Source organism: Jannaschia helgolandensis (genome assembly GCF_900109285.1).
In the GTDB taxonomy this organism is placed as follows: Bacteria; Pseudomonadota; Alphaproteobacteria; order Rhodobacterales; family Rhodobacteraceae; genus Jannaschia; species Jannaschia helgolandensis.
Map to the genome: position 1 here is coordinate 67,789 of NZ_FNZQ01000004.1, position 12,489 is coordinate 80,277.

Below are 12,489 nucleotides of genomic sequence, written 5' to 3' on the forward strand. Positions count from 1 at the left end.
ACATGGAACCCAAAGTCACCGACAGTCACTGCCACCTCGACTTTCCGCAGTTCGAGGGCGAGCTTCCCGACCTTCTGGATCGCGCCGCGAAAGTGGGCGTCCATCGCATGGTCACGATCTGCACCAAGCTGAAGAATGCGCCCGCCGTGCGCGCCCTGTCAGATGCCCACGCCCCTGTCTTCTGGGCCGCCGGAACGCATCCGATGAGCGCCGCTGACGAGCCACTGGCCACCGTCGAAGACCTGGTCGCCCTGGCCATACACCCCAAGATGGTCGGCATCGGCGAGACGGGGCTGGACTATCACTATACGGCCGACAGCATGGCCGTTCAGCAGGAAAGTCTGCGCATTCACATCGAAGCCGCGCGCCGCACCGGCCTGCCGCTGATCATCCACGCCCGCGATGCCGATGAAGACATGGCGCGCATTCTGGCCGAGGAACATCGCGCGGGCACCTATACCTGCGTCATGCACTGCTTCAGCAGCGGGCCTGCGTTGGCCCAAGCTGCGATCGACCTGGGGTTCTACCTGTCGATGTCGGGTATCGCGACCTTCCCCCGCTCGCAGGAGGTACGCGATATCTTCGCCGCCGCACCACTGGATCGCGTGCTGGTCGAGACCGACAGCCCCTATCTGGCCCCGCCCCCCCATCGCGGCAGACGCAACGAGCCGTCGTTCGTCAATCTGACGGCGCGCAAGGGGGCGGAGGTCTTCGGCATGGAGTATGCCGACTTCGCCGCCGCGACCGAGGCGAATTTCGAACGCTTGTTCACCAAGGCGGCCTGATCCGGATCATGCCAGCGGATCGGACGGCAGGACGCACCCCTCCCGCGCCTCAATCTGGGCGATGCAGGCCGACAGGCTGCGGTCCGGGTGGGGGTCGAAGCCGTCGTCCAGCGGCTCCAGAACACCGATCCGGTCAATACGGAACATGCGGAAATCGCTGCGCAATTCGCACCACGCCACCAAGGTCCAGACGCGGCCCCAGAACCAGAGGCCCAAGGGCTGCACCCTGCGGTTCGTATGATTTCCATCCGGCGTGACGTAGACCATTCGCACCAGACACCGGTCCCGAATTTGACGGTCCAGCACATCAAGGCGTTCTCGATCGGACGCCGCCATCCCGTCCATGGGTGCGCTCAGACGCGACAGCGCGTCCTGCACGTCCTGCGCGCGGGGCACAACGGCTTCGATCTTCGACAAGGCGTCGCGCGCGCCACCGGCCATGTCATGTCCGCCCCAGGCCGACACCATGCGCGCGCCCAAGGCCAGGGCCGTCACCTCGGCTTCGGTGAACATCAGCGGCGGCAGGTCGAAGCCGGAGCGCATGACATATCCGACGCCCGCCGCCCCCTCGACAGGGACGCCGGACGCCTGCAGGTCCGCGATGTCGCGATAGATCGTGCGTTCCGACACCTCGGCGATTTCCGACAACCGCGCCGCCGTCCACAGCTTGCCGCCGCGCAGGGTCTGCACCAGACGGAAAAGGCGGTCGGCGCGGCGCATGGGCGTCAGCCCTCGAACAGGCCGACGGAATTGCCGTCGGGGTCGATTGCATAAAAGAAGCGCCCCACCGGGATCGGGATCGCATCGCTGACCACCTGGCCCCCGGCCCCGCGAACACGGTCCATGATCGCCTCCAGCTTGCCCGGCGCGGCCAGATGAATGGTGTTGCCCGTGCCCTCGGGCGCCGGCTTGCCGGGATAGAGATGCCCGGCCACGCCGGGATCGTCCATGCTGGTCCCCAGCGGGACCATCGGGTTCGGCCCGCTCTCGTCCAGGCGCAGTTCGCGCTCCAGCACGGCGGCATAGAACGCCCGGCCGCGTTCCATGTCAGTGACGGGTATCTCGGCCCACACGACGACATTTGTTGGATCAGACATTTTTGTTCTCCGGTTTACGGCCCCGACCGTCGGGGCACCGGACATATCCTGACACCCCCCTCCTGACAGCATACTGTCAGGAGCGTTCAGGAGGCGGTGGATTTCTCCAGCCCGCCCTCGCGCTGGATGAACGCGACGATCTGATCCACGCCCTGCCCCTGTCGCAGCGCCGCCAAGACATAAGGCCGGGTACCGCGCGCCGTGTCCAGATCAATGCGCGCGCGATCCAGGTCGACGCCGACATGCGGGGCCAGATCGGTCTTGTTCAGCACCAGAAGGTCCGACCGTGTCACCCCCGGCCCGCGTTTGCGTGGAATGTCCTGCCCGGCGGCGGTGTCGATCAGATAGATCGTCAGATCCGCAAGTTCCGGGCTGAAGGTCGCGGCCAGATTGTCGCCACCGCTCTCGATCAGCACGACATCCAGATCGGGGTGCGCCGTCCGCAAGTCGGCAATTGCGGCCAGATTGATCGACGCATCCTCGCGGATCGCGGTGTGCGGGCAGCCACCTGTTTCCACCCCCCGGATGCGGTCCAGCGGCAAGACCTGCGCGCGCATGAGGTGTTCGGCATCCTCGCGCGTGTAGATGTCGTTGGTGATGACCGCCACAGATAGATCGCGCGATAATTCGCGGGCCAGATGTTCAGTCAGCGTGGTCTTGCCCGCGCCCACGGGGCCACCGATGCCGATGCGCAGAGGGCCGTTCACGCTAATCATATCGTAATTATTTCAAGCAATTGAAATACGTTCTTCATGTCCGAAAGATCCTCGGTTGCAGCGTCTCATGCGCCATCGCGTCCATCTCGGCCAGCACCGCCGCAGACCCCGGTGGGTCAATCTCATCGCGCGCCGCCGTCACGGCGACATCGGCATGCAGGCCACGCAACACGGTCTGCGCCGTGCTCTGGCCAAGCGGCAGGAACCGCGCGGCAGCCGACACCATCTGGCCCGCGAAGCCTTGCAGAAACAACAGCGCGACGACGCCCGCGTCCATTCCCAGCGCCCGCACGCCCAAAGCTACGGGCAGCGGCAAATCGTCCAGTGGCATATCGCCCATCACGGTGGTCACTTCGCAGAAGGCCGCACCCTGGTCGCGCGCCTCCTGCCAGCGTTCGGGACTGCCCGCGCGGGCGCGCAGGATCGCGGTCAGATGGGCCGGGTCGTCGCCAGCCATGCTGCGGCGGATGGCCCAGACATCCAGCGGGCCGGTCCCGTGGGTCAGAACGGCGCGAACCCAGGCCGTCAGGCTGGCCGCGTCGGTCACGTGGCCCCCGGCCATCGCCGTCTCCAGCCCGTGCGAATAGGCATAGCCCGACACCGGGAACGCGGGCGACAGCCACTGCGTCAGGCGCAAAAGGTCAGTGGTCATGGGGATCATGGCCAAACGTGCGCCCGTGACCGTAAGCTCCGCCTTCGGGATGGAAGGGCCGTGTGTCCGCCGTAACCTGCGCCCCAAGCCCCTCCAGCATCGCGCGCAACACGTGATCGTCGCGGATTACCAGCGTGTCACCGTCGATCTGACAGGGCGTGTGCCGATTGCCGATATGCCACGCCAGACTGGGCAGATTTCCCTTGATAACAAGAACAGGCTCCGCCGCCGCCTCCAGCGCGATCTCGGTCCCGTCATCCAGACGCAGGCCCGCGTGATGCGACAGGTCGGTCAATTCAGGGAGGTCTAGCATCACCGCCATCCCCCGCTCGGTCATCAGCCGTTTACGACGCACGAGCCGCGCGTCGTAGTCGAGCCGGATCGTGTCGGTGGGGGCGTGGAGGTGGGACAGGAGGACAATCACTTTGATAGCCCGTCGAAATCAGAGCCCCGAAGGCTTCGCACCTTGGGTTCGATGATGGTCAGAAATGCAGCGAGCCAATGTTCCATCGCAAGTGAACGCAAATCCACATGTGCAGCGTTGCCTGCCGCGTCAAGAACCCAGACAAAAGGCCGATTAAGTTCGGATCGGCTGACATGGTAACGGAACAGGCCTCCGCGATAGGAGTGATGAAGGCCGTACCACTTCATCAAGTCTTTCGCAGAATTGATAGCCGACACATCTAAACTAGGACTTGTGGCTTTTCCGGAGAGCTGCTCGGCGGCTTCTTGCAACGTCAGTCCATATGGTGGAACCGCGGCGAGGGTTTGGAACATCCGGCTTTCCGCTTCCAGAGATTCCGGATGATCTTCAATACGAGCATATAACTTCGACAGGTCGTGCCCGCCCGTATGTGGTTCGAACTGTTTATCAACAGCGATGAGTAGTGCCTTCAACGCAAGTTCAACGCCTTGCGACAGGCAGTTGTCAGGGACAGCACCGTAAGACAGCCTGATTTGATCGTCTTCAACGGCACTCCGCAGGAACTGGCTGGAACGTTGGTAGTCCCCAGCCATGGTCAGGAAACCACCGGCGAGTTCGGCTCTGTTCATCTCCGACAGATGAACGCCCAAGTCGTTGAAAGGCGGTTGCGCTTTCTTCAAAACAGAAAATACCGCTGCGCCATCGGCAGCACATCCGCCGGCTCGCACGTCAACAACTCGCCATCCGCGCGCACCTCATATGTCTCCGGGTCGACCTCAATCTGCGGCAATGCATCATTCAACACCATGTCCCGCTTGCCGATGCCGCGCGTCCCCTTCACCGCGACCAGCTCCTTCGCCAGCCCCAACTGCCCACCGACGCCCGCATCAATCGACGCCTGCGAGGCGAAGATCACCGCACCGCGTTCGACACTGCGCCCGTAACTGCCCCACATGGGCCGCGAATAGACCGGCTGCGGTGTCGGGATCGAGGCATTGGGATCGCCCATCTGGGCCACGGCAATGGTGCCGCCGACCAGCACCATTTCAGGCTTCACGCCAAAGAATGCGGGGTTCCACAGGACCAGATCGGCGCGCTTGCCGACCTCGACCGAGCCGATTTCGTGTCCGATGCCATGCGCAATCGCCGGATTGATGGTGTATTTCGCGATATATCGCCGGACGCGCAGGTTGTCGTTGTCGCCCGTCTCGCCCTCCAGTCGTCCGCGCTGGCGCTTCATCTTGTCGGCGGTCTGCCACGTGCGAATGGCGACTTCTCCGACGCGGCCCATTGCCTGCGAATCCGATGCGATGATGCTCATCGCACCCATGTCGTGCAGAATATCCTCGGCGGCGATGGTTTCGCGGCGGATGCGCGACTCGGCGAAGGCCACATCCTCGGGGATCGACTTGTCGAGGTGGTGGCACACCATCAGCATGTCGAGGTGTTCCTCCAGCGTGTTCACAGTATAGGGCCGCGTCGGATTGGTGGATGACGGGATGATATGGCTCAACCCGCAGACCTTGATGATATCGGGTGCATGGCCCCCGCCCGCGCCTTCGGTATGAAAGGCATGGATCGTGCGGCCCCTTATGGCGGCGATGGTGTTCTCGACGAACCCGCTCTCGTTCAACGTATCGGTGTGGATCATCACCTGCACGTCCATATCGTCGGCCACGCTCAGGCAGGTGTCGATGGCGGCGGGGGTCGTGCCCCAGTCTTCGTGCAGCTTCAGGGCGCAGGCCCCGGCGCGCACCATTTCCTCAAGTGGCGCAGCACGCGATGCATTGCCCTTGCCCGACAACGCCAGGTTCACCGGGAACGCATCGAAACTCTGCATCATACGTCCGATATGCCACGATCCCGGTGTGCAGGTCGTGGCCAGTGTGCCGTGCGCCGGTCCGGTGCCGCCGCCCAGCATCGTGGTCATGCCGGAATGAAGCGCATCCTCGATCTGCTGCGGGCAGATGAAGTGGATATGGCAGTCGAAGCCCCCGGCGGTCAGGATGCGCCCCTCGCCCGCGATGGCCTCGGTCCCCGGTCCGATATCGATATCGACGCCCGGCTGCGTATCCGGGTTGCCCGCCTTGCCGATGGCCACGATACGCCCGTCGCGCAGGCCAACGTCGGCCTTCACGATGCCGGTGTGATCGACGATCAGGGCATTGGTGATGACGGTATCGACCGCCCCTTCTGCGCGCGTGCGTTGCGATTGGCCCATGCCGTCGCGGATCACCTTGCCGCCGCCGAATTTGACCTCCTCGCCATAAATGGTCAGATCGCGTTCGACTTCGATGAACAACTCGGTATCGGCCAGACGGATGCGATCGCCGGTCGTGGGACCATACATATCGGCATAGGCACGGCGGGAAATCGTTGCGGGCATCGGGTCTCCTGTCGGTAGACGACAGATGTCCCGCCGCCCCTGCCGCTTGTCAAACCGGGACGGCGCTAGGGCTATGCGCAAATCACATCCTGCCTAAATTCAGGGCACTGTGCGTAGCAGACTGCCGAAAAATATATCAACCGGACCGCCGGTCCCATCCCATCGGCAGTGATGCGACCGGCCACGCGATCAACCGGCGCGCAGGAATGGGCTGAATGGATGGAAACTGCACATCCGGGCGCGGGTCATGTCATGGACCGCACCTGTCACCTGCATGGTCCGCACAGGGATCACAGGTCAGAGGCGAAGGTCCGAAGTTCCTCGGTGCGCTCGACAGTCCTGCGGGCAAGGCAGATCGTCCCGACGACCGGCGCGTCAGTCCCGTCACGAAAAATCACGGCCTCGGCCTCGCAGGCGCTGTTGCGGAAGGCGATCCAGTCGCGCTGCGACTGACGCAGCGCCTCCTCCAGCGTGATCGGCCCGCTCTGGTCCAGCACCGCCACCTCCTGGTCGAAGACCTGGGCGCGGGCGATCGCCAGGCGGTAGACCTGGTTGAGTTCGGCATCCGCCTCCTCGTACGCCTGACTGGCACAAAATCTGTATTCCGGTGCCGTCAGATCGCTGGCCATGCAGTCGATCTGCGGCGCGATCTGGGCCGCGACCGGAGCGGCCAGAACAAGCAGGATCGCGATCAGGGTCTTCACGGCGATTTCCATTTCACCAGACGCCGCGAATTGGCCCGCGTCGTCCGCCCGATGGGTGTCAGCGCGACCCCATAGGCCTGTGCCGCCGATTTGCCCGCCATCAGCGCACCCATCGCGGCGCGACCCGATTCCATGAAAGCGGTCTGCTTTTCGGTCACCATCCGCTTCATTTCTCCGGCATCCGACGAGATTACCCCTGCCATGCCCAGCATCCGTATGTTGATCACACTGGAGGCCTCGACCAGCATCTGCGCGGTCCGCATCTGCAGGCGGAACAATTCCATCATCCGAGATCTCCCATTATCTTGCCATTGAAGCCGAACACCCGGCGATCTCCGGACAGCGGCACGAGTGTAACGCGCCGGGACTGTCCGGGTTCAAAACGAATTGCGGTGCCTGCGGCGATATTCAGCCGCTGGCCCCGCGCCGCGTCCCGGTCAAAGTCGAGCGCGGGGTTGGTTTCGGCGAAATGATAATGGCTGCCGACCTGCACCGGGCGGTCACCGGTGTTGGAAACTTCGATCGTCGTGACCACTGCCCCATCGTTCAGTGTGATATCACCGGGCGCGGTCAGGATCTCGCCGGGGACCAGGCCACTCATTCCGCCGCCTCCGCCACGCGGATCGGATGATGCACGGTGACCAGTTTGGTGCCGTCGGGAAACGTCGCCTCGACCTGCACATCGTGAATCATGGCGGGAATACCCTCCATGCACTGATCGGCGGTAATCACATGTGCGCCCGCCTGCATCAGATCGGCCACCGACCGACCGTCCCGCGCGCCTTCCACCACGAAATCGGTGATCAGGGCGATCGCTTCGGGGTGGTTCAGCCTGACGCCGCGCGCCAGCCTGCCGCGCGCCACCATCGCGGCCATGCTGACCAGCAGCTTGTCCTTTTCACGGGGGGTCAGGTTCATGTCGTCACCTCGCACTGCCAGACGCGTGGCATCGGTCTGCCGCGCAACGTCAAGATGGCCGAGACAAGCGCCCGACGCAACGGGGCCGGATGCCGCGACAGGAAGCGCGCGACCAGCCGTCCGTCCCAGGCGCTGGCATGAGCGGTCACGTCCTGAGCGGACAGAACGGCGCGCAGCGGTTCGAGTGCATCCGACACCGCCGGGCCGGCCATCACCAGCGTGGCCATCGCGCGGGCACCGCCCAGACAGGCCGGATCATTCAGCATATCCGGTCCCAGCGTCAGATGTTCGATATGCAACGGCACGCCGTCTCGCGTGATCCTCCGCAAATCGTCCAATCGCGCCGCACGCAGCGTCTCGCCATGCGCTTCGCGGCCCAGAACCACCGTGTCGACACCCAGAAACGTGGCATCGCCCGCCATCTCGACCTGCGTGATACGCGACAGGTCGCAGCCTTCGAATGCGATGATCTCCTGCGGCAACCAATCCAGATGCGCGCCCGCGCCCAGCTTCAGTGTCGTGACAACGCGACCGGGGCCGTCTGTCGCGCGGTACGCCCTTTCTGCCGTCTGTGTCCCCGCCGTCGCCCGCGCGCCCGATCCAAGCGTCAGCATATAATCCAGCCGGTCCCCCGATGTGATCCCTCCCGCCGTGTTCAGGAACACCACCTCCGGCTCGGGCGCATCGGTGCGCGGCAGGATCGCCTTGGCCGACCCGGCCTGCCGCAGATCGCGCAGCCCGTGGCGGCCAAGGGTGACATGCGCCTCGCCACGGACACGCTGCATAAGGGAAGTATCAGGCATCCGCGCACCCTGACCCTCTGGCCAAGGCGGCGCAAGGGGACTAGTCCGGGGCATATGAACAGCCTCACGATCCGCCGTCCCGATGACTGGCACCTGCATCTGCGCGATGGCGACATGCTGCGCGCCGTCGCCCCCGAAAGCCGCCATTTCGGGCGCGCGATCATCATGCCCAATCTGGTGCCGCCCGTCGTTACCGGCGCGCAGGCCGCATCGTATCGGGATCGCGTGATCGCCGCCGGGTTCGCGCGACCCCTGATGACGCTGTATCTGACCGAAACGACCGACCCGGCGGACGTCGTGCAGGCCCACGCCGACGGCATCATCACCGCGGTGAAGCTTTACCCGGCGGGGGCCACGACGAACTCGGCCTCCGGTGTATCGAATTTCGAAAACGTACGTGACGTGCTGACGGCGATGGAGGCGGCGGGCGTGCCGCTCTGCCTGCACGGCGAAGTCACCGATGCCGATATCGACATCTTCGACCGCGAAGCCCGCTTTCTGGACCGCGTGCTGACGCCCCTGCGCGCCGCGCATCCGGACCTGAAACTGACGCTGGAACATGTCACCACGTCCGAGGCCGTTGACTGGGTCCGCGCTCATCCCGGCGTCGGTGCTACGATCACGGTTCAGCACCTGATGGCGAACCGCAACGACATGCTGGCCGGGGGGATGCGTCCGCATTTCTACTGCCTTCCGATCCTGAAACGCGGCACGCACCAGACAGCGCTGCGTCAGGCCGCGACCTCGGGCGAGGCACAGTTTTTCCTCGGCACCGACAGTGCCCCGCATCCCACGCATGCCAAGGAATCGGCCTGCTGTTCCGCCGGGTGCTTCACCGCAACGCATGCCCTGCCCCTGCTGGCGCATGTATTCGAGGAGGAGGATGCGCTGGACCGGTTGGAGGGCTTCGTCTCGCTTCACGGACCCGCGCATTACGGGCTTCCGGTCAATGACGACACGATCACGCTTTCAAAGGGCAGCCATTTGGATTTCCCTGCCAGAATCGAGGCTTACGGTCAGTCCGTCACCCTGTTCGACCCGGGCCATCCGATCCACTGGCATGTCGTCGATTAATCAAACTTAAACGCCTGTTACTAAATCGTTATTTCCCTGCGGGGAACAGCCCCCGGAGACCCGCATGATCCCGACAACCTTCCCGCCAGCTGCCGAAATCGCCCGCCTGACTGCCCGCGCCTTGCTGGAGGTCGAAGCCGTTCACTTCAATTCGCGCGAGCCATTTACACTTGCCTCCGGCCTGCCCAGCCCGACCTACATCGACTGCCGCAAGCTGATCTCCTACCCGCGCCTGCGCTCCACGTTGATGGATTTCCTGGCCGTCACGGTGATGCGCGACGCGGGGTTCGAGGCTTTCGACAATGTCGCGGGTGGCGAAACCGCCGGCATCCCCTTTGCAGCTTTCATCGCAGAACGTCTGGCCCTGCCGATGACCTATGTGCGCAAGAAACCCAAGGGATACGGCCGCAATGCCCGCATCGAGGGGCTGATGACCGAGGGCCAGCGCGTCCTGCTGATCGAGGACATGACGACGGATGGCGGCAGCAAATTGTCCTTCGTCGACGCGATCCGCGAAACCGGGGCGACCTGTGCCCATACCGGCGTCATCTTCAGCTATGGCATCTTCCCCGAAATCACCAAGACGCTGGGTGACCATGGTGTGACGCTGCATGCGCTGGCAACATGGTGGGATGTTCTGGCCGAGGCGCGCGCGCAAGGCAGCTTCGATGCCGAAACGCTGGCCGGGGTCGAAAACTTCCTGAACGATCCGCGCAGGTGGCAGGAAAAGCACAAGAAGTGACGCCGCGGGCCGGTTTCACCACCAAGCTTGACGCCTTTGCAAAAACCCGGTCCCACTGAACAAGTGACCCTGAATCTTCTCCGCCTGCCTTCGGGAGTATCGAGATGATGCGCGTTCTTCTGCTTCTGCCATTGCTTACCGCCTGCGGTGCTTTTGTCGTAACGCCCGAGACCGCGCGCGACGAAGCGCGGCGCATAAACGCGCTGGACACCGCCACGCTCTGGCGGGTTCAGGCATCGACACGGGATATGGTCGAGCTGTCGCAGGTCGAGGCGGAGCTGGGCAGCCGGGATCAGTTCTCGTCCAGCATCGGCTATCTGGGCCGCCGGACACTGGCGCAGGCCGCGCGCGGGCGCTATCGCCGCCCGTCACAGGACGACCCGGCCCTCGACGGGGTCAACTGCGACGACTTTCTGACCGATGCCGCCGCGCAGGTGGAGTTCATGGGCTCCGGCGGGCCACGCAACGACCGCCACAAGCTGGACGACGACGGCGACGGGCTGGCCTGCAACTGGATCGACGATTTGCGTCAATCCGTGGCTCGGGCGACGCAAAGCTGATTTCCGTTCATTTTATTTCAGCACCTTACAAGACGACATTCACACCGCTCCCGCTTTCCACAGGCGACCCCCGTTGTCGTATAGCCCCCCTTGGCCTAGGGTGATGGCGAGGTCGCAGGGGCAGAACAATGAACGAGATTGCAAGGGTGGACTCAGGCGTTCCAGCCAGGATCGAGATTTCCGGCGATGCGACGTTGCCGCATAACATCGAAGCCGAACAACAGCTTCTGGGCGCGTTGCTGACCGACAACGATCTGTATGACCGGGCTGCATCGGTCATCCGGTCCGAGCATTTCTACGACCCGGTTCACGCCCGAATCTATGACATCTGCGCCGCGCGCATCCAGAAAAACGCGCTGGCCTCGCCGGTCACGCTCAAGCCGTTTCTGGAGGAGGACGAAGGTCTGCGCGCCCTTGGCGGGCCATCCTATCTGGTAACGCTGGCCGCATCGGCCATCGCGGCCTATGCGGTGCGCGATTATGCCCAGATGATCTATGACCTCGCTATCCGGCGCGAGTTGATCGCATTGGGCCGGGACATCAGCGCGCAGGCAAACGACGTGACAGTCGAACGGGAACCCGCCGATCAGATCGTCGAAGCCGAAGCGAAGCTTTATGCCCTGGCCGAACAGGGCCGGTCCGAAAGCGGTTTCCAGTCTTTTCTGTCGGCCATCAAACAGGCCGTCGACGTGGCCAATGCCGCCTATCAGCGTGATGGCGGGCTTGCGGGCATTCCGACCGGTCTGGTCGATATGGACAAGAAGCTGGGGGGCCTGCACCGCTCGGACCTTCTGATCCTTGCCGGGCGCCCGTCGATGGGCAAGACCTCGCTGGCCACGAACATCGCGTTCAACGTCGCCAAGGCCTACAAACGCGGCACCACCTATGACGGGCGCGACGGCGCGGTCGAAGGCGGCGTCGTGGGGTTCTATTCGCTGGAGATGTCCGCCGAGCAGCTGGCGGCGCGGGTCCTGTCCGAGGCCTCCGAGGTGCCATCCGAGCAGATCCGTCGGGGCGACATGACCGAGGCCGAGTTCCGCCGCTTCGTCGAGGCCGCGAAAGCGCTGGAATCCTGCCCGCTTTATATCGACGACACGCCCGCCCTGCCCATCGCGCAGCTGGCCGCGCGGGCGCGGCGGCAAAAGCGGACGCATGGGCTGGACCTGCTGATCATCGACTATCTGCAACTGGTCACGGCACCGGGCAAGGGCGACAACCGCGTCAACGAAGTGTCGGCGATTACCCAGGGTCTCAAGGCCATCGCCAAGGAACTGGATATCCCCGTCATTGCCCTGTCGCAGCTCTCGCGTCAGGTCGAATCGCGCGAAGACAAGCGTCCGCAACTGTCCGACCTGCGGGAATCGGGTTCGATCGAGCAGGATGCGGACGTCGTGATGTTCGTCTACCGCGATGAATATTATAAAGAACGCGAAAAACCGGGCGATCACCAACTGGACAAGATGGCCGAATGGCAGGCCACGATGGAAGCCGTGCACGGCAAGGCGGAAGTCATCATCGGCAAGCAAAGGCATGGTCCGATCGGCACGGTGGAATTGAGCTTCGAAGGGCGGTTCACCCGCTTCGGCAACCTTGTGAAACCATGGCAGGACGGCAATCGGTGATCGGGA

The 12,489-nt window shown here is 63.9% G+C and carries 17 protein-coding genes; 5 read left to right on the forward strand and 12 right to left on the reverse strand.

Translation table 11 applies throughout. The annotated features are described in order from the left end of the window. Window positions 1-2 precede the first annotated feature (2 nt). Entirely contained in the window at window positions 3-785 is a 783-nt protein-coding gene (locus BMY38_RS11095; protein WP_092762824.1) for a TatD family hydrolase, read from the forward strand. A 6-nt stretch (window positions 786-791) separates the two neighbouring features. Here BMY38_RS11095 and BMY38_RS11100 read toward each other — a convergent pair whose 3' ends face one another. From BMY38_RS11100 to BMY38_RS11155, 12 genes are all read right to left on the reverse strand, one after another. Continuing rightward, a complete protein-coding gene (locus BMY38_RS11100; RefSeq protein ID WP_092762826.1) occupies window positions 792-1,505 on the reverse strand; it encodes a helix-turn-helix transcriptional regulator in 714 nt (237 codons plus the stop codon). Between the two features lie 5 nt (window positions 1,506-1,510). Then, window positions 1,511-1,882: a VOC family protein gene (locus BMY38_RS11105; RefSeq protein WP_092762828.1), complete on the reverse strand. Its 372-nt coding sequence runs from the start codon at window positions 1,880-1,882 to the stop codon at window positions 1,511-1,513. Window positions 1,883-1,968: 86 nt separating this feature from the next. Next, the gene (gene ureG / locus BMY38_RS11110) at window positions 1,969-2,598 is read right to left on the reverse strand and encodes an urease accessory protein UreG (protein WP_092762830.1); all 630 of its coding nucleotides are present in this window, start codon (window positions 2,596-2,598) and stop codon (window positions 1,969-1,971) included. Between the two features lie 34 nt (window positions 2,599-2,632). Further along, window positions 2,633-3,250 carry an urease accessory protein UreF gene (locus tag BMY38_RS11115; RefSeq protein ID WP_092762832.1) on the reverse strand — a complete coding sequence of 206 codons (618 nt, stop codon included), beginning with the start codon at window positions 3,248-3,250 and terminating at the stop codon, window positions 2,633-2,635. Then, window positions 3,240-3,674 (reverse strand): urease accessory protein UreE, encoded by a 435-nt coding sequence (locus BMY38_RS11120; RefSeq protein WP_245737578.1) that lies wholly within the window; start codon window positions 3,672-3,674, stop codon window positions 3,240-3,242. The genes BMY38_RS11115 and BMY38_RS11120 overlap by 11 nt, the downstream gene beginning before the upstream one ends. Next, window positions 3,671-4,402, reverse strand: a complete 732-nt coding sequence (locus BMY38_RS11125) for a HEPN domain-containing protein (RefSeq protein ID WP_139204701.1) — start codon at window positions 4,400-4,402, stop codon at window positions 3,671-3,673. The genes BMY38_RS11120 and BMY38_RS11125 overlap by 4 nt, the downstream gene beginning before the upstream one ends. Beyond that, window positions 4,351-6,060, reverse strand: a complete 1,710-nt coding sequence (gene ureC, locus BMY38_RS11130) for an urease subunit alpha (protein WP_092762836.1) — start codon at window positions 6,058-6,060, stop codon at window positions 4,351-4,353. Before ureC ends, BMY38_RS11125 begins: the two co-directional genes overlap by 52 nt. 290 nt (window positions 6,061-6,350) lie before the next feature. Then, window positions 6,351-6,764 carry a lysozyme inhibitor LprI family protein gene (locus BMY38_RS11135; RefSeq protein ID WP_245737579.1) on the reverse strand — a complete coding sequence of 138 codons (414 nt, stop codon included), beginning with the start codon at window positions 6,762-6,764 and terminating at the stop codon, window positions 6,351-6,353. Next, a complete protein-coding gene (locus tag BMY38_RS11140; protein ID WP_092762840.1) occupies window positions 6,761-7,051 on the reverse strand; it encodes a hypothetical protein in 291 nt (96 codons plus the stop codon). The genes BMY38_RS11135 and BMY38_RS11140 overlap by 4 nt, the downstream gene beginning before the upstream one ends. Continuing rightward, window positions 7,048-7,356 (reverse strand): urease subunit beta, encoded by a 309-nt coding sequence (locus BMY38_RS11145; protein ID WP_092763332.1) that lies wholly within the window; start codon window positions 7,354-7,356, stop codon window positions 7,048-7,050. The genes BMY38_RS11140 and BMY38_RS11145 overlap by 4 nt, the downstream gene beginning before the upstream one ends. Before the next feature lie 5 nt (window positions 7,357-7,361). Next, the gene (locus BMY38_RS11150) at window positions 7,362-7,682 is read right to left on the reverse strand and encodes an urease subunit gamma (protein WP_092762842.1); all 321 of its coding nucleotides are present in this window, start codon (window positions 7,680-7,682) and stop codon (window positions 7,362-7,364) included. After that, window positions 7,679-8,485, reverse strand: a complete 807-nt coding sequence (locus BMY38_RS11155; protein ID WP_092762845.1) for an urease accessory protein UreD — start codon at window positions 8,483-8,485, stop codon at window positions 7,679-7,681. Before BMY38_RS11155 ends, BMY38_RS11150 begins: the two co-directional genes overlap by 4 nt. A gap of 54 nt (window positions 8,486-8,539) precedes the next feature. Here BMY38_RS11155 and pyrC point away from each other — a divergent pair, with 54 nt between their 5' ends. From pyrC to BMY38_RS11175, 4 genes are all read left to right on the forward strand, one after another. Then, window positions 8,540-9,559 (forward strand): dihydroorotase, encoded by a 1,020-nt coding sequence (gene pyrC, locus BMY38_RS11160; RefSeq protein ID WP_092762847.1) that lies wholly within the window; start codon window positions 8,540-8,542, stop codon window positions 9,557-9,559. Window positions 9,560-9,623: 64 nt separating this feature from the next. Continuing rightward, window positions 9,624-10,301, forward strand: a complete 678-nt coding sequence (locus tag BMY38_RS11165; protein WP_092762849.1) for an orotate phosphoribosyltransferase — start codon at window positions 9,624-9,626, stop codon at window positions 10,299-10,301. Window positions 10,302-10,405: 104 nt separating this feature from the next. Further along, window positions 10,406-10,861, forward strand: a complete 456-nt coding sequence (locus BMY38_RS11170; RefSeq protein WP_092762851.1) for a hypothetical protein — start codon at window positions 10,406-10,408, stop codon at window positions 10,859-10,861. 128 nt (window positions 10,862-10,989) lie between these two features. Then, window positions 10,990-12,483: a replicative DNA helicase gene (locus BMY38_RS11175; RefSeq protein WP_092762854.1), complete on the forward strand. Its 1,494-nt coding sequence runs from the start codon at window positions 10,990-10,992 to the stop codon at window positions 12,481-12,483. The last annotated feature ends 6 nt before the right edge of the window (window positions 12,484-12,489 follow it).

Bases quoted from the DNA above. Each gene is read 5' to 3' on its own strand.
- BMY38_RS11140 (WP_092762840.1), bottom strand. From the start codon at position 7,051: ATGATGGAATTGTTCCGCCTGCAGATGCGGACCGCGCAGATGCTGGTC.
- BMY38_RS11100 (WP_092762826.1), bottom strand. From the start codon at position 1,505: ATGCGCCGCGCCGACCGCCTTTTCCGTCTGGTGCAGACCCTGCGCGGC.
- ureC (WP_092762836.1), bottom strand. From the start codon at position 6,060: ATGCCCGCAACGATTTCCCGCCGTGCCTATGCCGATATGTATGGTCCC.
- BMY38_RS11170 (WP_092762851.1), top strand. From the start codon at position 10,406: ATGATGCGCGTTCTTCTGCTTCTGCCATTGCTTACCGCCTGCGGTGCT.
- BMY38_RS11105 (WP_092762828.1), bottom strand. From the start codon at position 1,882: ATGTCTGATCCAACAAATGTCGTCGTGTGGGCCGAGATACCCGTCACT.
- BMY38_RS11095 (WP_092762824.1), top strand. From the start codon at position 3: ATGGAACCCAAAGTCACCGACAGTCACTGCCACCTCGACTTTCCGCAG.
- pyrC (WP_092762847.1), top strand. From the start codon at position 8,540: ATGAACAGCCTCACGATCCGCCGTCCCGATGACTGGCACCTGCATCTG.
- BMY38_RS11115 (WP_092762832.1), bottom strand. From the start codon at position 3,250: ATGACCACTGACCTTTTGCGCCTGACGCAGTGGCTGTCGCCCGCGTTC.
- BMY38_RS11175 (WP_092762854.1), top strand. From the start codon at position 10,990: ATGAACGAGATTGCAAGGGTGGACTCAGGCGTTCCAGCCAGGATCGAG.
- BMY38_RS11165 (WP_092762849.1), top strand. From the start codon at position 9,624: ATGATCCCGACAACCTTCCCGCCAGCTGCCGAAATCGCCCGCCTGACT.
- ureG (WP_092762830.1), bottom strand. From the start codon at position 2,598: ATGATTAGCGTGAACGGCCCTCTGCGCATCGGCATCGGTGGCCCCGTG.
- BMY38_RS11150 (WP_092762842.1), bottom strand. From the start codon at position 7,682: ATGAACCTGACCCCCCGTGAAAAGGACAAGCTGCTGGTCAGCATGGCC.
- BMY38_RS11155 (WP_092762845.1), bottom strand. From the start codon at position 8,485: ATGCCTGATACTTCCCTTATGCAGCGTGTCCGTGGCGAGGCGCATGTC.